We start from the raw sequence: 20830 nt of genomic DNA on the forward strand, positions 1-20830 counted from the left end.
CATACCATTTTGGTCAGAACGTGTTGACCAACGCGTAATCGTTCGAAGGAGTCGATGATGACGGCACAAGGGAAGACGTGGGGCGTGCGGGGGGTGGCAAGCGGGCTCTGCGTAATGGCGCTGAGTGCGGCAGCACTGGCCCTGTGCACGCTGCCGCTAGCGACGCGTATCAGCAGCGCCGGTCACACTTATGTGCTGCCGGCATCGTCTGAAGTCACCCGTACGCTGTTGCCAGACGGCCGTACATTCGAAGTCCATGGCGCGCAAGGCCTGGCGTATGTCATTGATGGGGCGACGCGACATCGGGTATCGCTGTCGGAAGTACGCCGTTTTGCTTCCATCACCGTCATGCCCAGCGGCCAGGTGCTGTTATGGGGTGGCATCGATGGGCGCGGTCAGGTGCGCGGTACTGGTGAATGGTTCGAGCCGTCCACGGGCCGCTTTGCACCGGCCGACGCCCTGGGTCTGCCGGCCCGCGCCGGCCACACCCTGACCGTGATGACGGATGGTCGGGTATTGATGACCGGGGGCTGGTCAGCGCAAGGCGTGCCTGCGACCGGGGCGCTGCTGTGGCAACCGACGTCCCGCCAGAACACGGTGCTCGCCGCTGTGCACGATGGTCCGCGCCTGGAAGGCAGCGCCCAGTTGCAGGCCGATGGTTCCGTACGTATCGAAGGCGGCGTGGATGTTCAAGGTCATGCCGTGCCTTCCACCGTGCGCTACGATCCGACCGGCGCAACACCGGACACACCCATCGCCGCAACATCCGCTGCCGTGGTGGCAAGTCTGCCCATCGCCGAGGCGACGGCCGCCCCTATCCAGGGCCCGCTCGCATTGCGCTTCTCCACACCTGTAGATGTGCGCCAGCTGAATCCCAAGACCGTCACCTTGTTGGGGCCCGAGGGCGCAGTGTCAGTTCATGTAACCGGTGCCGAAGGGGGGCGTCTGGCCTTCGTGCAACTGCCGGATGATCTGTATCCAGGCTCGCGCTATACCTTGTTCGTGAAGGGGCTACATACCGCGACCGGTATTGTCGTGCCGTACAAAGCGATTGGCTTTACCACAGCGCGGGCCACGGCGACCGGGGTGGTCGTGGCTGGACAGGGCGGGCGGCCACAACCCTCCTCTGCTGTCGCTAATGAGGTGTCGTTGCCGCCGCTGGTCTTGATGACTGGCAATGGCCGCTCAACTTGTATCGATCGCGAGGTCGATAGCTTGTGCCGCGAACACAGTGTTGTCCGCGATGGCGCCTGGTACCCCGGTCAGGATAATGCACCGAATGCTACCGGCGGGCACTGGCGCTTGTATCGACCGCATCAGAGTCTGCCCGATACCCGCGAGCGCGAAGCCGCGCTTGCCAAGGGAACCACGGCGCTGATCGGTCAGGTTCGGCAGATCGATGAAACACCCGTCGCCAATGTCGAAGTCAGTGTGGGCGATCTCAAGGCGCGTACCGATGCACAGGGCCTCTTCGTACTCAGCGGTCTACCGGCAGGACGGCAGGAGGTGTTTGTGGACGGACGCACTGCCAGCCACGGTGAAACGCAATACGGGCGATTCCTCGTCGGAGCGGACCTCAAGAGCCGAACGATAGTCCACATGCCGTACGTGATGTACCTGCCGCGCGTGCTGCCGCGCGACGAGATTACGCTGCCGTCGCCGACCAGTCGCGAAGTGGTGCTGACGCATCCAGACATGCCTGGTCTCGAATTGCACGTGCCCGCGGGTACCGTTTTCAAGGATCGCGAAGGTCATGTCTTAACTCATATTGCCATCGTACCCACGCCAGTCGACCACGCGCCGTTTCCGCTGCCGGACAACTTTCCGATGTATTTCACCATCCAACCGGGCGATGCGGTGGTGCAGGGTCTGACGCCGACGGCGTCTAAAGGCATCCGGGTGGTTTATCCAAACTATGGTCACGCCAAACCGAACGCAGTGGGCAATTTTTGGGTGTATGGCGTCAAGGAAGGTTGGCAGATGTACGGCGGCGGCCACATCACCGCCGATGCCAAACAGCTGGCACCGGATCCGGGCGTGGCGCTGGTCTGGGCATTGGGGGCCGGTGCCTCCCTCTCCAATGCTAATGCGGCCACGGCGCAGACGCTCAACAATCAAAGCAAAGGCTGTCCGATAGACTTGCAGACCGGCATCATGTTCCATCAATGGAATGACCTGTCGATCAACGACATCATGCCGTTGTCGCTGACCCGCGCCTACACCTCAGCCGATAGCAATTCGCATATGTTTGGGGTCGGCAGTAATTCCAACTTTGGTATCCACCTCTACGGCAACAACAACTTTACGACGCCACAGCTGGTGTTGCCGTGCGGTCAGGGTATTGCCTTCAACCTCGTCAGCGGCACGGCGACGAACTGGCCGCTGGCCGGGGATGTGTGGGAGCACACCGGCACTAACTCCGCCTTCTATGGCGCGACCCTGCAATTCTTCACGGGAACAGCGATCGGCGAATACTGGCAGATCACCCTGAAGGACGGCAGCGCGTACGGTTTCCAAAGCGACGTGCCCAATCTGCTGAAATGGATGCGCGATCGTTATGGCAACCAGGTGCAGCTCGCCTACAACGGTGGCCTTATCGATCAGGTCACTTCGCCCAGCGGTCGCTCGATCACCTTCAACTACGACAGCAGCAATCGGGTCACCAGCGCCGTGGACAATGCGAACCGCACGGTAGGGTATGCCTATAACCCGGCCGGTAGTCTAGCTACGGTGACCTATCCGGACAAGACCACGGAGCAGTACACCTACGACAGTAACCATCGCATGCTCACCATGCAGGATCGGCGCGGCACGATCTGGGTCACCAATCAATACGACACCAATGGGCGTGTTACCAAGCAAACGTTCGCGGACAGTACTTATTACCAGTTCGGCTATACCACCGACAGCAACAACAACGTCACCACAACGCTGGTTACGAACCCGAATGGCCATCAGGAGCAGGTGGCTTTCGACCCGACCAGTCACTATCCGGCCACGGATACCTATGGCTATGGCACGTCGTTGGCGCAGACCACGACGTATGTACGCGAACCCTCCGGGTTGATCGATAAAGTCACTGATGCCTTGGGGCGTACTACAGCCTATACGTACGATGCGATGGGCAACATCACCGGCGTTACCCGACTGTATGGGACCTCCAATGCGGTGACTTATCAGTTCACCTTCACGTCCGACAGTAATCAGCTTGCCAGCGTGACCGATCCCTTGGGGCATACCACCAGCTTTGGTTATGACCATCGGTGCCTGAACCAGATAATCGATCCGCTGGGCCATGGCAGCACGATACAGTGCAACGGTGCCGGGCAGCCGGTAACGCTGACCGATGCGCTCGGTCATACCACGACCTTGAGTTACCAGGGTTACGACTTGCACAGCGTGACCGATCCCCTGGGTCGCACCGTGAGCTATACGGTAGATGCCCTCGGGCGGCCCATCGCCACCCAGGATCCCTTGGGCAACGTCACGCTGACCCAGTACGACGTTGACGATCGTGTCAGCCAGGTGACCGACGCACTGAACCAGACCACGATCCTGAGCTACGATGGCAACAGCAACCTGCTGAGCACCACCCTGCCTAGCGGAGCGGTGATCGCCACGACGTACGATGCACGCAACCGCCCCCACACGCGAACGGACGCGTTGAACCAGAGCGAATCGTGGACGTACGACGGCATGAACCACGTGCTGTCGCACACCGATCGCAAAGGGCAGGCCACGACGGTCAGCTACGACGCGCTGAATCGCCCGGCACTGACGACCTACGCCGACGGTTCGACCACCCAGCCGAATTACGATGCGGCCAATCGCCTGACCGGCCTGGTGGACTCCAGCAGCGGCAACCTCAGCTGGGGTTACGACGGTCTGGATCGGGCCACCACGACCGTCACGCCGCAGGGCACCATCGGCTACACCTACGATGCCTCGGGTCGCCGCACCAGCATGACGCCCGCGATGCAAGCTATCGTCAATTACTTTTATGACAATGCGAACCGGCTGACGTCGCTGACGCAGGGCAGCGAGACGGTGCAGCTGGGTTACGACAATGCCAACCGACGCAACGCGCTGACCCTGCCTAATGGCATTAGCGTGAGTTATGGCTACGATGCCGGCAACCAGTTGACCGGTCTGAGCTACGCGCAAGGCAACGGCACCGTCTTGGGCAATCTGGTCTATGGCTACGACAACGACGGTCGGCGAACCGGACAGAGCGGCAGTCTGGCACCTAACGTACTACCGACGCCCAGCACTAGGCCGGGGACGTTTGATCTCAACAATCGGCAGACCAGCTTCAACGGCAGCACCATGAGCTACGACGCCAACGGCAACCTCACCAGCAACGGTATCAACACCTTCGTGTGGAACGCGCGCAACCAGTTGACCCAGATCACCCAGGGCGGAACGACCCAGTTCAGCTATGCGTACGACGCGCTGGGTCGGCGCACCAGCAAGAGCGCGGCGGGCGCGGCCGCACCGACGACGTACCTCTACGATGGGATGAACGCGGTGCAGGAAGTGATCGGCAACGTCACCAATCCCATACTGACCGGCCTAGGCACAGACGAGCGCTACGCCCGGAACGATGTGAACGGGCGGACCGACTTCCTGACCGATGCGCTGGGCAGCACGATCGCCCTGACCGATCCCACCGGCGCGATCACACAGCAGTACAGCTACGATCCGTACGGCAACGTCACGCAGAGCAACACCACCATCGGATTTACCAACCCGTACCTGTATACCGGGCGGGAAGCGGACAGTACGGGGCTGTATTACTACCGGGCTCGGTACTACTCACCGACGATGGGGCGGTTTATCTCCGAGGACCCGATGGGATTTGGCGGTGGGCAACTTAATTTTTATGCCTATGCCGGAGGAAACCCACTGATGTACACCGATCCATCCGGGCTCTACTTTGGTGTGGATGATGCCGCCGCCGCCGGTTTAGGAGCAGTAATCGGTCTGGCTTCTCAGGGATTCAGTGATGCCATTGAGGGACATTTTAGCAGTTGGCAGGACTACGCCGGATCGGCATTCGGTGGCGCCGCTGCTGGAGAAGCAAGCCTCTATCTAGGGCCGCTAGCCACAGGAGCCGTTTTTGGGGGAGCCACAAATTTAGCTAAGCAGGGCTTGAAGATGGCTACTCACAAGCAATGTCATTTCAACTACGGATCGCTAGCGCTCGATACTGGTCTAGGCGCTGGATTAGGTAGGATCATCGGTCCTGAAATCGAAGGAATTACATCCGGTCGAGGAAGTTATTCAGCTATCTTCAAACAAATGGTTACGAAGCAGTCGAACGGAACAATTTCAAGCATATCAGTAAGCACCGCCATGAAAATAGCGACCGTAAAGCAAGCTGAGGGAGTTTCCGGAACTGCACTTGGCCCTGTTGTTTCTGCCGTGGAAGATACCCTTGGTTCCGATGAAGAGTGCGGATGCCAATGATGAATGACCCTTCAATTCGCGCAACGGCGGCACCCTCAATGCTAATTATTTTTGAGTCTTTCGCCGTACCTATGTTTCTTCTATTTCTATATGGCGCGGTGTTTAATCATGCGGAATGGGGAGGCGCCGTGATAGCCGGAGCCTTATGCATATTAATTTTCGTCTGGTGGAGATCTTTTTTGCTGCAAATAACGGACGGTGAATTAGTTTATCAGTCACTATTGAGACGTAGAAAAGTTAAGTTGAATAATATTATGAAAGCTGTCAGGAAAATTGATCTCGTCTCCCACGGCAGTCGACCTCCAAACCGGTTGGAGATCCATAGTGTCGGAGACGACAGAACGCTTGATTTTGATATCAATATGAAGCCATTCCGTCCGGGAGACATTAAAAAGATTGAAGCCCTGCTCCAAGTACGTGGGGCAAGTGGTCTTGATTAGAATAAAAACTAATCAGCAGCCGCATGTAAAATGCAAGTCAATACGACGTCGACGATTTATCGTCGGTAGTGATGAGGAAGTAGCCGCATTTAGCCGAGCCGGCGCAGGGCGGATGATTAGGTCAAGTTATCAATACTAGGGAGGGACTGCTGCCGACCCGACGCGGACGCTTTCAGAGCATGCCTCAAGCGCAAAGACCACAGATAAGTGAGGACGGGTCCACAATTTCAGCGAGCGGAAAGGTGGTAAACGTTGTCCGGAAAGATTTTTCCGATGCGCCAACGGACGCTGCGGCATGGTTCGGGGAGTACAGAATCGCCTATGAATGCTGCCCTAGGAAGGGGCCAGCGGGACATATGCCGCCCGATTTTCATGACGCACATTTGACTATTTGAATACGTGGGAACCGAAGGCATGAATACGCTTGCATACAATCGGAAAGCGCGACGGAAGGAACTCGTAACGCTGCGCGACTGAGCTCGCTTCACAAGGTTAAAGTGGTATCGATTAGTAATGTTGAAAATTTGACGACGCAAGCACTGCGATCAAATGATCTGTTTTTATTTTGTCTTGTTCAATTCTTAAAATTTTTTGCAACCGCACAGTAAGTACGGCCACAGAGTGTATTTTTCTTCGGATGTTCCATGCGTTGACAAGGGAGTGACTAATGAACATTGCCTTTAAAATTGTCATTGCATTCATCGCTACATGTTTCTGTAGCACTGGATATTCCAATCCATTGAATAGAATGAAAACGTCGGCGGCTTCTTCATCGTCAGATAGTAAGCCTGTCGCGACCAATGTCGTACCCTCTATGGCTTTGGTGGGATCGCTTCCAGCCGATGTAGCTTCCGGTCACGCAGTTCGGGCTGCAGATCTGCCGGCGACCATTCCCATTCGGCTGACGATCGTCGTCATGCCACATCGCAGTGAGCTTGCAAGCTTTATTGACCAAGTAAGCGACCCTGCTTCCCCAACCTTCCATCGCTTTCTTACCTTCGACCAGTTGAAATCACGTTTTATGGCTTCAGACGCTGATGTCGAGTCCGTCGAAGCGTGGGCGCGCGCAGGCGGTCTTTCTGAAGTCCAACGATGGCCGTCCAATCATGCGATTGTGATCCAAGGAACAGTCGGACAGGTCAATACGCTTCTCGGCGTAAAACTTGGCAAGTACAGCTTGAATGGAAATGTCTATTACGCAAATGACAAGAGGCCTACCATCTCGTCGGAAATAGCGCCAAAAATCGCTGACATATTGGGCCTTAATTCGATGCAGCAGGTGCTTCCTCTGTCGCAAGACCAGGGCCATTCGTCGCCGATAGATACGCCACGCGTCAGCACGGAGCCATTCATCAGTCGCACGGTCTTGCGTGGGGATGCTCAAGGCTCCGTCCACGGTCACGTGGTTACGCCTAAGATCTCGGCCACGATGAATTCAGCAAAGCCTGCGGACATCCGCACGCAATCTAATCCATACGTCCCGTCAGATATATGGAGTGAGAGTGCCTATAACTACGACGGCTTGGCGAAATTCAGCCATTGCTGCAATCCTGCCCATTTGGCCACCGGCTCACCGCCCGAAACATCGATCGCCATTATTGGTGAAAATAAGGCAGACCCCAACGATGTGAATAAATTTTTCATACAGTATGGTCTGGCCGAAGTTATTGAAAATGTCGCCATTGATGGCCCGGCCTGCTGCGATGATGAAATGACGATAGATACGGAATGGGCTGGGGCTATGTCTAATAGCAAAGGTGCCAACTCTGATACGGCAACGATCCATGTATACGAAGGTGGCGGCACGCAGCTGTCTGATCAACTGAATGCGTGGGAGGCAGCTTTTACCGACGACAAGGCCCGCGTCGCATCGACCAGCTTCGGAGCGGCTGAGTCTGGATATGGCGGATTGGGGACGCCATCCATAGGCGATTTTACCGACATCACCAATGCGATGACGGCGCTTGGTTGGACGATTGTTGCTGCTGCGGGCGACACGGGGGTGGACTACTACGGCGGCAACGGATGCAACACTACCAATGTGGTTCAATACCCTGCGACGGACCCAAACGTCGTCGCTGCTGGCGGCTCCACGCTTATTCTAAACACCGATGGCACCTTTTCATCAGAAAATGCCTGGTCGGGGAATGCGTGCGCCAAAGTGAATCCAACGTACAACGGCGGCGGCGGTGGTGGGGGATGCAGTAACAATACCTTTCCCGCGACGGCTTGGAACAATACGGGCTGCCCGAGCAATCGACGAGCGATTCCCGATATGTCACTGAACGCCTCGCCGAACCTGGCTGGTCAGGGGGCGGGGCAAAGTATTTACTACAGCTATGGCAAATGTAAGGGCAATGGAGCGGGATGCTTTGCGACAGGATCGAGCATCGTTGCTCCTGAATTAGCCGGCTTCTTCGCGCAGGAAAATTCATACCTACTTACGCTTGGAAACATTTGCGGTACATATCACGACGCGCCTTGCGCGCCCCTCGGTAGAGCAGGTCCTATTATCTTTGCCACTGTTCACCAACCGCACAATCCGTTCTACGACATCGAGCAAGGATCCAACGCGAATGGTCAAAGCAACGGCTATCAAGCTGCACGCGGGTATGACTTGGCGACTGGGCTTGGCTCGGTCAACATGATGCAGCTCGCTTGGGCCATTAACTACTATTTGCTTTCAAATGGATCGACACCACCCATCGTATCTTTCAGCGGAGCGCAACTTGACACGCTCTATACCGGTCCGGTCACCGTGGACTTTCAGTTCAATGGGGCCAACCGAGGTATTGCTGGCTATACGGCTTATTCTGATCGTGACCCAGGCGACCCAAAGTCCGAGCCGTCGCCGGGCACTGGAAGCCCCTTCTGGGACGGTCCCCAAGTGGTCGGTTCACCCAGTGGTGGTTCGATCCAGATCCCGTTCGCACCCGGCTGCCATATGGTCTATGTGCGTGTTTGGGACAATCTGGGTGATGGAAACACTCAGATCAGCTATGGCCCCATCTGCATGGGGGGAGCCAATACGAAATGTAGTTTTGCTGAAAAAGGCTGTCCCGCGCAGGGCGGCTATGAGGGATATCAAATCACCTGCCCTATGACGGTCAACTTTTCTGTCAATGGGCAGTTGCAGCAATCAGGTACGAGCTTTAGCGGGCAGGAGCAGCCCAATGCATCGAGTTATGTCACGGCGTGTACGCCGGGGACCGCGAATTGCCAGGGCTTTTCCATTCCAAACGGTTCGGGCAAATGCCCCATCCATGTCATCCCGCCACCACCGCCGCCGTTGAAGACCTGCCAAGTGTGCGATCAGACTCATCGACAGTGCGTGGCGGTCACGGGCGGTTATGTGTGCAAAGGTCTCATTCAGTAGATGGCAAGCGTGCTGACTTTGTATCGTTGACTAGAGACATTTCGTTAGACGGGACTTCGAGGATTGACGCCTAATGTCGTTGATCGACCATCGCGATGTGTTTACCCTCTCCTCCGCGAGGGAGGGGGATTTAGTAATCGATCCGATAAGCCGCTGTTATCTGGCTAGAGCCGTGGTTTGCTTTTGACGCAAGCAGACATATTTCGTGCATCTCGTACCAGAGCATTCGGATTTGGCGCTGGGAGCACGGCGGCGGCAATGGTTTTTTTGTCTGTGGGTGCTTGCTCAGCTCTGAACGCCCGGGACGTTGGCCATACCGCAAGTGCGTTGGGTGCGGAAAGAACCATTCGATGCAGAATAGGACCGGCTAGCTTGGGCGCCGGCGCAATGTGTGAGGCGAAGAACAATCGGAGGCCTAATGTCGAAAAATATTGTCATTTGCTGTGACGGCACCGGCAATCAGATCGACAACACCATTTCGAACGTGCTCAAGCTTTACCGAATTCTCGAAAAGGGCGATCGCCAACGCGTTTACTACAATCCAGGCATCGGGACTATTGGCCAGAAAAACGCCTGGCAGCGCTTCAAGCAAGAGGCGCTTGGTGTATTTGGTCTAGCCACCGGCTATGGGCTCGATGACGATGTACTGGGCGCCTACCGCTTCTTGAGCCAAACCTACGAAGAGGGCGACAAAATCTGGCTCTTCGGATTCAGCCGCGGCGCCTACACAGTTCGCGTTCTCGCCGCCTTTCTCCATGTCATAGGTCTCCTGCGACCTGATCAACTGAATCTGGCCGGATACGCTCTGACGGCCTTCAAGAAATCAAGCGGCGATAGCCAGCGCGTAAATCGTTGGGAAATCGGTAACTCCGCGACTGAAGCCGGCAACGGAAATCGAAGCCCAGAGCTTGAGGCCGCGTGGCATTTCAGCCGGGTCGCGGGCGGAAAGACCATCCGTATCGAGTTTGTTGGGGTATGGGATACGGTTGCGTCAGTCATCACTCCTCGCAAAGAAAAGTTTCTGCCCGACCTGCAAACACTGCGTTTCACGAGGACGAATTCAAGCGTCAAGATTTTTCGACAAGCGATGGCGATCGATGAGCGTAGACGCATGTTTAGGCTGAATGCCTGGAAGGAGGGGCAAGCGTATCGACCATTTCCCTTTAACCCCGTTTCGGAAATCCCTCAAGATATCCTTCAAGTTTGGTTCGCCGGTGTCCATGCTGATGTCGGTGGAGGCTATCCCGAGTCCGAAAGCGGCCTTTCAAAGTATCCACTTCTTTGGATGATCGAAGAGGCCCATGCCAAAGGCCTCCTTATCAATCGTGCCATGGTCAATCATCTCGTTCTTGGTCACCCGAGGAAGGGCAGCAATCATAGCTATGTAGCTCCAGATGCAACGGGAGAGCTGCACGTGTCGATGACGGCCGGATGGAAGCCCCTCGAATGGTTGCCCAAGAATTCCAAGTGGAGGGAGTGGAAGGAGCGCCGTTCGGTGCTCGGATGGTACTTGCCACGCGCCGAGCCACGTTTCATCCCGGAAGGGGCGTTCATTCACCGAACAGTGTTCGAGCGGATTGAGCGGCTACCAGGCTACCGACCTGTGAATTTGCCATCCAACTACAAGGTGGTTCAATGGCCAGAGACAGTGGTGCGGGAGGAATAGGGGAGGGCTACGCGAATGCCTGGCGAAGTGATTAGGAAGCGTTATCGGGGGTAGGGCGGGCGGCTTGTTCCGATCCATTTCTGCCCGTCGCGACCAACCGCTTTGGGTTAGCTTTCCGAGCGAGACGGCGGTCTATTGGCTATGCCAGTGGAGTAAGTCAATGGCTTTCTTTGAAATCTGCGCAAAAACGGGCTAGAACCCGTATGCGCCGACATCGGTTTGTCCGTCACCGCATCGAGGGGCGATCATGCCTATGTCATATCAATTAAAGCCAACGCTGCGCAGCATGCTGGCGTTCCGTCTGCTGACCTAAATGTGAGGCTGGGGCTTAACGTCGCTTGTGCGCGCGTTAGTTTTTGCTTGATCGACCGAAACGCGACAACATTTCGAGGTTGCCATCAAGCTGTGGGTCAAATGTCCCACTCAGTCTCGCCGTTCGGTGTGCTGGCTGAGCTGCACATGGTCGCCGCGCTCCAGCGCCCAGGCGTGAACTACTTCGGCGCCGAAGAAGAAGATCGCGCCGGAGTAATACACCCACACCAGCAGCACTACCAGGGAGCCAGCTGCGCCGTAGGCACCGCCGATGTTATCGCTGGAGAGGTAAATCCCAATCACCCATTTGCCTAGGGCGAACAGCAGGGCCGTGACCCCGCCGCCCCAGGTCACGCGGCGCCAGGGTAGACGCGCGTCTGGCAGATACCGGAAGAGCAAGGCGAACAGGACCGCGAGCACCGCCGTGCTGATGACCTGATTGAGAACGTCCCATACCGAGCCTTTGAGCGGTAGAAGCATGCCGATCAGTGAGCTCACCAGTAGTGACACCACCATGACGAAAACTGTCGCCGCGATGACCCCGACGGACAACACACGCCTGTGCAGCCATCCCCAGACTGCGTTACCCGGATGCGCCCGAATACCCCAGATCAGGTTCAGCGAGATCTGCAACTGAGCAAACACGGTGGTGGCACCCACCACCGAGACGACGATACCGATAATGCCAGCGAAGGTTCCGATTGAAGGATGCTGGTTGGCGCTGGCATACACCGCTGCAGCGGTCGTTCGCGCCTCGGACCCGGCGAGCTTACCGATCTGGTCGAGCAGCGTCTGGCGCACGTCGTAGCCTACCGTCGAAGTCAACCAGACACCGAGCAAGAGCAGCGGGGCGAATGACAACAGCGTGTAGAACGAAAGCGATGCAGACAGGGACAAGACGTCATGATCGAAAAAACCATTGAACGTTCGTAGCAGCACACGCCATAGCAATGGGCGATTGGGATGCCGATCGTTTTCCGGTGAAATCTTTTCAGTAGGTAAGTTGGCCATGGTGAAAAAGTACGCTGCCTACGGTCGGGTCAATGGGCCGAAACGAAAGAGAGCAAAGGCGCGGAACGCTCTCGCTCGTGCCGTGGCAGTTGCCCTACGGAGCGAAGGGTTTGTCCTTGGAAGCGATTGTAAGGGACGTCGCCGCATAAGCGATATTGACCGCTACCGTGAGCTCGCGAAACAAACCTGCGAGATTTCTGGCGTTATCGGGCGCGGAGAAAAAAACAATTGTGTTTTTTTTGATCATTGGTTCGCTTTCCGCGAGGTCTCCACCTCTCTGAGCGACCTCTCTGTCGAACAACTCGGTCCAGGCTGCCGGCGGCTCATCATTGAGAATGGCGGTCACCCACTGGCGCGTGCCCGTTTCCCACGAGGAGGGAGAGGGGGCATCAAAACATTGGATTTGTATGTTGACGAGGGGCATAGCGCGAAGTCAGCTGTAAGTTGGCAAATAAAAACACGGGCGAGCCCTCTGGTATTCCCTGGGATCCGTTCGAAAATATCGGGCCTGGATGGTAAAACGAATCAGCGCCTTGGCATGTAGCGGTCAAACTCACCTGACCAACGCATACGCGGTGACTTGAATTCAGCCATTACGTCGATCGGTGAATGTGGGTGGATGACGATTTCTCCGTCGACCAGTTCGTCGCAAAAATGTCCGCCCTGAGGCGTTTCGATCGCGTAGTGGCTGACATGCGGATCGCCGTGCACAAGGTGGGCGTGCAAGACACATGTTCGAGGCCCATGCACCTGCGCGATCAGGCGATGAGGCTCAAACCGGAGTTCTGTGTAAACACCGTGCGGACTTCGGGCGTGGAGAACCCCGTCAAAGAACGGAGCCGTCGGCGCGCAAAGTGCGCTTGCACTGATACCCAGCAGCATGATGGCGGCCCATGTCTTTAGCCGTGTCCGCTTCGCAAGCGTGCTGCGAGAGGAAAGGGAAGCTGATGGGTCCGCATATGCGGCAGAAGGACAAGACATGGAAGTTACCGGACCATCTGAAAACTGGTGGGAACTTGGATCATTCGTATGTGGCAAGGGCTGGGATCTCATTAGCATCGTCGGAAGTGGACACCCTGCAGGTGAGGGAATATAGGAGGGATCAATTTTCGGGCTTTACCAACTAATGTTCGTAAAAGGGCCGCACACGTCGATTCAGAACGGCGTATTGGCTTAGTAGGTCGTTCGGATCCGGATTCAGCCACGCGCCGATGTTTGCGCGCGGTAGCACAGGGGTTTCGGCGCTCCTGGGCGTTCGTGGACGATATACCGGCAAGTCTCACCAACGCTGTGTGACAGGTCAGTGCGTCGGTCATGAGTGGATCACGGAGCCATCTCAGGCCCTGAGACCGCTCTTGGGCATCCTCCCGCTGAACCATGTGGGTGCCTCACTTGGATTCCAGACCTAACTCTTTGATCTTGCCGGTGGCTTTTTTGCCGCTTCCATTTTCGCCCATTTAGGCGAAAACTAATAGTCATGACCATTCAACTGACCAGCCGCCAATCCAACATATTGGCTTTCATCCATAGCCACATCGAGCGCCGCGGCCAGGCTCCGACGCTGGATGAGATCGGCGACGCTTTGGGCATCGGTCAGGTCAGTTCGGTCCTCAAACACGTCCGGTCCCTGGAAGCCAAAGGGCGGCTGACTATCCAGCCTAATCAGGCTCGTGGGATCCGTTTGGTCCACGAAGCCGACCCGCTTGATGCCGACACCATGGAGCTGCCCTTGGTGGGGCGCATCGCCGCGGGCGAGCCCATCTTTTCAGAAGAGCGAGTGGAGCGGACATTGCGGGTGTCACGCTGGCTGTTCCAGCTCCAACCGGATTACCTGGTCGAGGTGATCGGCGATTCGATGCGCGATGAAGGCATCCTCAACGGTGACTTGGTGGGGGTGCATGCCACGCCGGTGGCGCGCCACGGCCAGGTGGTGGCTGCGCGTGTGGGTGGCGATCGTTTCACCATCAAACGGCTGTATTGGAAAGACGAAGTGATCCGGTTGTTACCCAATAGCCCCGGCTACCACCCGATTGATCCGGATCCCACCGAAGACTTCGCCATTGAAGGCTTGTTCGCAGGTTTGTTGAGGCGCAGCTGATGGCCGCCGTTGTCGCACTGTCGAGCTTACTGGAAGGTCGCCAGGTCTGGAGGAGCCGGGAGGCACCTGCACTGGCTGGCGATCAGCCGACGGGTTGGAAGGCTCTGGACGCGATTCTGCCGGCCGGTGGCTGGCCGGACGCGGCACTGTCGGAAATCCTGCTGCCTGCAGATGGCGTCGGTGAGCTCCAGCTGGTGTTGCCCACCCTCGCGCGGCTGACCCAAGGCAAGCGCAGCGTCGTGATTGTCGCGCCGCCCTATGTGCCGTGCGTCGCCGGCTGGCAGCAGCGGGGCGTCGACATGCGCCGCGTTGAAATTGTCGCTGCGGCCGACAAGGACGTGCTCTGGGCGACCGAACAGTGCCTGCGGTCGGGCAGCTGCTCAGCGGTCCTGGTCTGGCCGCATCACGCCGACGATCGCTCGCTGAGGCGCCTTCAGGTTGCCGCCGACACGGGCCGAGCGCTCGCGCTGGCCTTTCGCGACCGTCGTCATCTGTCGAATGCGTCGCCTGCGGCCCTGCGGCTGGAACTGGAAGCGACGCCGCGTGCTCAGATCTGGGTGCGCAAATGTCGGGGTGGCAATGCGCCGAGCCAGCCCGTTCCCCTTTCGCGCCACGTGCATTGATGGCGGCCGGCTATGTGGGCGTGTCTATTGCTGCCACATCTGGCGCTGGATGGGATCCTCCGACGCCGGCCCGTCGATGGGCCGCTGGTGCTCGTCGACGGACCCGTCAACGCGCGGACCGTGGTCGCCGCCAATGACGCGGCGCGCGCATCGGGTTTGCACGTCGGTCAGAGGCTGACCGCCGCCCACGCACTTCTGGCGCAATTCGATGCGGTTCCGTATGACCCGGACGGGGTCGAGAAATGGCACCGTTTTCTGGCCGCGGTGGCTTACCGCTATAGCTCCGAAGTCTGTTTGCTGCCCCATGCCATCGTGCTGGAAGTCAGCAAGAGCATGGGGCTGTTTGGCCCTTGGCCACGCCTTGAAGCTATGCTGCGGGCCGACCTGGAGGAGCTCGGGTTCCGCCACCGCATTGCGGCGGCACCGACGCCCCATGCCGCCTACATTTTGGCCGGTGCCAGTGACGGGTTGGCTGTCCTGACCCGAGACACCTTGATAAACGCGCTGCGACGCGTGCCCATCCAGAAAAGCCGGCTTCCCGTCTCGGCATCGAGCTTGCCGGGGATGGGCGTACGCACCTTTGGTCAACTTCTGGCGCTTCCTCGAGATGGCCTGCGCCGGCGCTTCGGCGCAGAGCTTCTGGCAAGCATGGACCGTGTGACCGGCGATCTGCCGTCCGGGCTCGACAGCTTCCGACCGCCCGATGTGTTTGATCTGAGGATTGAGCTGGTTCACGAGGTCGAAAATCTCGCCATGCTGGTGTTTCCGGTTCGCCGCATGACGGGTGACCTGGCTGCGTATCTGGCCGGGCGCGATGGCGGGGTCCAGCGGTTCCTCTTGCGGCTGGAACACCGCGATGATCGCAACACCGACGTGGTCGTAGGCCTGCTCGCTGCCGAGCGCGACTCAGCCATGCTGTTCGAGTTTGCCCGCGGCCGCCTGGAGCACGTGACGCTCACCGAACCGGTGCTGGCGTTGAGACTGATCGCGCGCGATCTGCCCGCGTTCGTGCCCGCAGGACGCGATCTCTTCGATGAGCGGCCCGCCAACGCGCTGCCGTTTGCACAGTTGCGCGAGCGTCTGCGTGCCCGTCTGGGAGATGGTGCGGTTTATGGCTTGGGCAGCACGACCGATCCACGGCCGGAGCGCGCTCAACAAATCGCGGCCAGCGCAGACGTAGCGATCGAAGCGCACCCTCGGCCGACGTGGTTATTGGAGCGGCCCATTCCTTTACGTGGGTACGAGCCGCTGATTCTGTCGGGCCCTGAGCGCCTGGAAACCGGCTGGTGGGACGACGGCGAGGTATGCCGCGATTACTACGTGGTGGAGACGTCATTGGGTCAGCATGCGTGGGCATTCTGCCCGCCGGGCGAACAATCAGGCTGGATGATCCACGGTTGGTTTGCGTGAGCGGGTATGCGGAGCTGCACTGCCTGTCGGACTTTTCGTTCGGACGCGGCGCCTCGAGTGCGCGCGAGCTATTTGATCGCGCGAAGATCTGTGGGTACGACGCATTGGCCATCACCGACGAGTGCTCACTGGCCGGCATCGTGCGCGCCTTCGAGGCAGCGCGCGACACTGATGTACCGCTGATTGTCGGCAGTGAGATCCAGTTGACCGATGGTCCTAAGCTCGTTGTTCTGTGCGAGACGAGACAGGGCTACATCAGTTTGTGTCAGCTCATCACCAAAGGTCGGCGTGCCTCGGAAAAAGGCACGTATCGGCTGGAGCGTGCCGATATTGAGGATGGGCTGCTTGGCACGTTGGTGCTTTGGATACCCGGGTTTGATGTGGCGATGGAGGAGGGCCGATGGGTGCGCGATCAGTTTGGGGGACGCGCGTGGCTCGCTGTCGAACTACATCACGGACCCGATGACGCCCGACGTCTGCGTGAACTCGGGCAGGCGAGCCGCGTGCTCAACCTTCCGATGGTCGCCGCAGGTGACGTCCACATGCATATCCGCAAGCGCCTGGCACTGCAGCACACGCTCACGGCCATTCGTCATCGCTTGCCGATTGCCGAGGCCGGCGCGGTGCTGGCGCGCAACGGTGAGCGTCACCTGCGCGCGTTGCCCAAACTCGCATCGATCTATCCGAAACACTTGCTAGAAGAAAGCGTCGTTATCGCGCGACGTTGCACATTCACATTGAAAGAGTTGCAGTATCGCTATCCCGCCGAGCTAGTGCCCGACGGACATACAGCGGCCAGCTGGTTGCGCCAGCTGACCGAAACCGGGATGCGCTGGCGATGGCCAGAAGGGGGTGCGGACAAGGTTCGTCAGCAGATCGAACACGAGCTGACATTGATCGAAGAACTCAAGTACGAGTCCTACTTTCTGACGGTCCACGACATCGTGCGGTTCGCGCGAAGCCAGGGGATTCTTTGCCAGGGTAGGGGGTCCTCGGCGAACTCCGCCGTGTGCTTTGCGCTCGGCGTCACCGAGGTCGATCCGGCTCGCATGAATCTTCTAGTTGAGCGTTTTATCAGTAAGGAGCGTAACGAACCTCCGGACATCGACATCGACTTCGAGCACGAACGCCGCGAAGAGGTCATCCAGTACATCTACGGCAAGTACGGGCGCGAGCGCGCGGCCTTGGCCGCGACGGTCATTTGCTACCGCGGCAAGAGCGCCGTGCGCGATGTCGCCAAGGCCTTGGGATTGCCGCTCGACCAGATTGACCAGCTCAGCCGTGTCTTTGCTTGGTGGGACGGCGAGGCGGATATCTCCGATCATTTGCGCGAACGCGGCTTTGATCCGGACAGCGCCGTCATCCGGCGTGTCATTCGGCTGACTAGCGAACTGCTCAGCAAGCCAAGACACCTGTCCCAACACGTCGGTGGTTTCGTCATCGCCGATGCCCCGTTGAGTGAATTGGTGCCGGTGGAAAACGCGTCCATGCCGGATCGCACGATTATCCAGTGGGACAAGGACGATCTGGACACCATGAATTTGCTCAAGGTTGATTGCTTGGCGCTGGGCATGTTGACCTGCGTGCGCAAATGCCTGGAACTGCTACGGAGTCACCGCGGGCAGGATTACACGATGGCCACGCTGCCACCGGAAGATCCCCAGACCTACGCCATGATCCAGCGCGCCGACACCTTGGGGGTGTTCCAGATCGAGAGCCGGGCGCAGATGTCGATGCTGCCCCGGCACCGCCCCGCGACGTTCTACGACCTGGTCATCCAGGTAGCCATTGTTCGGCCGGGTCCGATTCAGGGCGACATGGTGCATCCGTATCTACAGCGTCGCCGCGGTGAAGAGCCAGTGACTTATCCATCCGAAGATTTGAAGGCCGTTTTTGAGCGGACCCTGGGCGTGCCGCTGTTTCAGGAACAGGTGATGAAGCTAGCCATCGTGGCTGCAGGCTATACCCCGGGTGAAGCCGACCAGCTGCGCCGCGCGATGGCCGCGTGGAAGCGCCATGGCGGCATGGAAAAGCATCGCGAACGGATCATGACCGGTATGCTCGAGCGGGGATATACCGCTGAGTTTTCAGCGCAGCTGTTTGAGCAGATCAAAGGGTTTGGGTCCTACGGATTTCCCGAATCCCATTCGGCGAGCTTTGCCGGGATCGTCTACGCCTCGTGCTGGCTCAAGGCGCACGAACCGGCGGCGTTTGCGTGCGCGCTGTTGAACAGCCAGCCTATGGGGTTTTATTCGCCCAGTCAGATCGTCCAGGACGCCCAGCGCCATCGGATCCGCGTCTACCCGGTGGATGTGCGCTACAGCGATTGGGATTGCACCTTGGAAAATGACCCTCGTCATGCCGACGGGGCACCACTCATTCGGCTGGGATTTCGACAAGTGCGCGGGTTTAGCGAGGCGATCGCGTTACGCATTGAAACTGCTCGCGCGGTCCGACCCTTCGATGACATTCCCGACCTCTGCGCGCGCGCCGGCCTTGACAAGCGACACCAGGAATTGCTCGCCGATGCGTCCGCATTACGCGGATTAGCCGGCAACCGACACCGTGCACGTTGGGCCACGTCGGGCGTTGAAAAACAACTGCCGCTGTTTGGCAACGGCAGTCCAAAGGAGGAGGCGGTGCTTTTGCCTGCCCCGACGCAGGCGGAAAACACTCTGGCTGACTACGCGCGCACGGGGCTCACGCTCGGGTCGCATCCGCTTCGTCAGATTCGCGCCCGGCTAAATGCCTCGCGCTGCGTTGATAGCAGGACCCTTCATACCCGCCCACACAAAAGCTACGTGCGCGTGGCCGGAATGGTCACCATGCGACAGCGGCCCGCTACGGCGAGTGGGGTGACATTCGTGACCATTGAAGACGAATACGGGATGGTCAATGTGGTGGTGTGGAGAAAGATTGCTGAATTGCAGCACCGTGTTCTGCTGGAAAGCCAACTATTGGCGATCGATGGGCAGTGGGAAGTGCAGGACGGCGTGTGTCACTTGATCGCGCATCATTTGCGCGACCTAACCCATCTGCTAGGAACTCTCGATACTCGCTCAAGGGACTTTCACTAAATCGATACCCGCCATGATCACGGTCGGGTACCAAACTTAGTGAATTCGGGACAATGAAAAATTCAGGTGCCATCACCGTGGTTGCTGGAGGACGCTTTCCCTCGGCGTATGGCACAGCGGACAAGAGAAAGGGAGGCTGACGCAGGGTACGGCTCCCTAACTTCGTTTGACGTCCACATGACGGTACGTTTGGAAAGCTTCAGAACTATCGCCGGAGGCGCCAAGCCATGAGAACCCGTTATCGAGTCGGCCTGTGGTCCCTTGCCGCATTGGTCGTTTTGTTGCTGGTCCTGCGGCTGGCGTTGGCGCACTTTGCCCTGAGCTATGTGAACCGGCGGCTGGCCAACATGGGGTCCTATAAAGGGCACGTCGCCGCTATCGATATCCATTTATGGCGCGGTGCTTACTCCATGGACGGGATGGTTATTGAGAACGTAGAGGGAAAGGTGCCCGTCCCGTTTCTCAAAGCGTCGCGCATCGACATCGCTGTCAGCTGGAGGGCACTGACGCATGGCGTTGTGCGTTCGAAAATTGATTTCTTTGATTCTTCGCTTAATTTCGTCGACGGCGGTGGAAAAGGGGCGTCACAAACTGGCAAAGGCACCGATTGGCGCGCGCAGATGGAGGCGCTCACCCCCATCCGTATTGACGAGTTGAATATTCACAACAGCACGGTGACGTTCCAAAACTTTGTATCGAGCCCGCGCGTCGACCTGAAAGCGACGAAGGTCAACGGCACGCTCACCAATCTATCCAACGCCTCCCGTAATCAAGGGGACGTCGTGGCGACGGCAGAGGTGCGCGCCGATATTCTCGGACAGGCGCCCCTGACCTTCAAAGGCGACTTTGATCCACTGTCTACTAAAGGTAATTTCTCGTTCGAACTGAGAGTGCTCTCCATAGATCTAACTAAGGCGAATGACCTGGCGCGGGCGTATGGCGGTTTCGACTTTGCCAGCGGGAAGGGGGACTTCGTAATGCAGCTCGCGGCGCGAAACCAGCAATTGTCCGGCTATGCCAAGCCTTTATTCCACGATTTGAAAATATTCAGCTGGAAAAAAGATGTCGAACAGGAGCACAAAAATCCGATCCAGGTGGCATGGTCTGCCACGTTGCAAGGCGTGACATCCATATTCAAGAACCACGACAAAGATCAGTTCGCCACGCGTGTGCCCATCAGCGGCCGCACAGACCAGAAAAGCTTGAGCGTTTCAGAAGCTATCGTTGCGGTGCTTCGCAATGCGTTTGTCAAAGCGTATGAACCAAATTTTGAACACCTAAGCCCCGACCCTGGTCAAAAATAAGCCTCGCGCGACGTGCGATGCTTAGGGCAGGCTATCCCATAGCC

The 20830-nt window shown here is 58.0% G+C and carries 12 protein-coding genes; 9 read left to right on the top strand and 3 right to left on the bottom strand.

Features of this window, described 5'->3' with window-relative positions:
• Positions 1-57: 57 nt before the first annotated feature.
• The 4 genes from HDE76_RS01115 (at position 58) to HDE76_RS01130 (ending at position 10951) form a co-directional block, all read left to right on the top strand.
• A complete protein-coding gene (locus HDE76_RS01115; protein WP_184504895.1) occupies positions 58-5469 on the top strand; it encodes an RHS repeat-associated core domain-containing protein in 5412 nt (1803 codons plus the stop codon).
• The gene (locus tag HDE76_RS01120; protein WP_179476517.1) at positions 5469-5909 is read left to right on the top strand and encodes a hypothetical protein; all 441 of its coding nucleotides are present in this window, start codon (positions 5469-5471) and stop codon (positions 5907-5909) included. The genes HDE76_RS01115 and HDE76_RS01120 overlap by 1 nt, the downstream gene beginning before the upstream one ends.
• A 667-nt stretch (positions 5910-6576) precedes the next feature.
• A complete protein-coding gene (locus HDE76_RS01125; protein ID WP_184504897.1) occupies positions 6577-9285 on the top strand; it encodes a protease pro-enzyme activation domain-containing protein in 2709 nt (902 codons plus the stop codon).
• Between the two features lie 418 nt (positions 9286-9703).
• Complete coding sequence (locus HDE76_RS01130) at positions 9704-10951, top strand: DUF2235 domain-containing protein (protein ID WP_184504899.1); 1248 nt, start codon at positions 9704-9706, stop codon at positions 10949-10951.
• A 423-nt stretch (positions 10952-11374) separates the two neighbouring features.
• Here the strand turns inward: HDE76_RS01130 and HDE76_RS01135 are convergent, their stop codons facing one another.
• The 3 genes from HDE76_RS01135 to HDE76_RS01145 form a co-directional block, all read right to left on the bottom strand.
• On the bottom strand, positions 11375-12274 hold the full coding sequence (locus HDE76_RS01135; protein ID WP_184504901.1) for a YihY/virulence factor BrkB family protein: 900 nt from the start codon (positions 12272-12274) through the stop codon (positions 11375-11377).
• Between the two features lie 94 nt (positions 12275-12368).
• Positions 12369-12620, bottom strand: coding sequence for a hypothetical protein (locus HDE76_RS01140; RefSeq protein WP_179476521.1), 252 nt, complete (start codon positions 12618-12620; stop codon positions 12369-12371).
• 179 nt (positions 12621-12799) lie between these two features.
• Complete coding sequence (locus HDE76_RS01145) at positions 12800-13156, bottom strand: hypothetical protein (protein ID WP_184504902.1); 357 nt, start codon at positions 13154-13156, stop codon at positions 12800-12802.
• Positions 13157-13751: 595 nt separating this feature from the next.
• On the opposite strand from HDE76_RS01145, the gene lexA reads away from it, so the two are divergent.
• The 5 genes from lexA to HDE76_RS01170 all read left to right on the top strand — a co-directional run bounded on the left by lexA (position 13752) and on the right by HDE76_RS01170 (position 20786).
• Positions 13752-14372: a transcriptional repressor LexA gene (lexA, locus tag HDE76_RS01150; RefSeq protein ID WP_184504904.1), complete on the top strand. Its 621-nt coding sequence runs from the start codon at positions 13752-13754 to the stop codon at positions 14370-14372.
• On the top strand, positions 14372-14995 hold the full coding sequence (gene imuA / locus HDE76_RS01155) for a translesion DNA synthesis-associated protein ImuA (RefSeq protein ID WP_184504906.1): 624 nt from the start codon (positions 14372-14374) through the stop codon (positions 14993-14995). Before lexA ends, imuA begins: the two co-directional genes overlap by 1 nt.
• Before the next feature lie 12 nt (positions 14996-15007).
• Positions 15008-16405, top strand: coding sequence for a DNA polymerase Y family protein (locus HDE76_RS01160; protein WP_184504908.1), 1398 nt, complete (start codon positions 15008-15010; stop codon positions 16403-16405).
• Entirely contained in the window at positions 16402-19482 is a 3081-nt protein-coding gene (locus HDE76_RS01165) for an error-prone DNA polymerase (protein WP_343205648.1), read from the top strand. Before HDE76_RS01160 ends, HDE76_RS01165 begins: the two co-directional genes overlap by 4 nt.
• 227 nt (positions 19483-19709) lie before the next feature.
• Positions 19710-20786, top strand: coding sequence for a DUF748 domain-containing protein (locus tag HDE76_RS01170; RefSeq protein ID WP_179476527.1), 1077 nt, complete (start codon positions 19710-19712; stop codon positions 20784-20786).
• Positions 20787-20830: the final 44 nt, after the last annotated feature.

The organism is Rhodanobacter sp. ANJX3, from assembly GCF_014200755.1.
In the GTDB taxonomy this organism is placed as follows: Bacteria; Pseudomonadota; Gammaproteobacteria; order Xanthomonadales; family Rhodanobacteraceae; genus Rhodanobacter.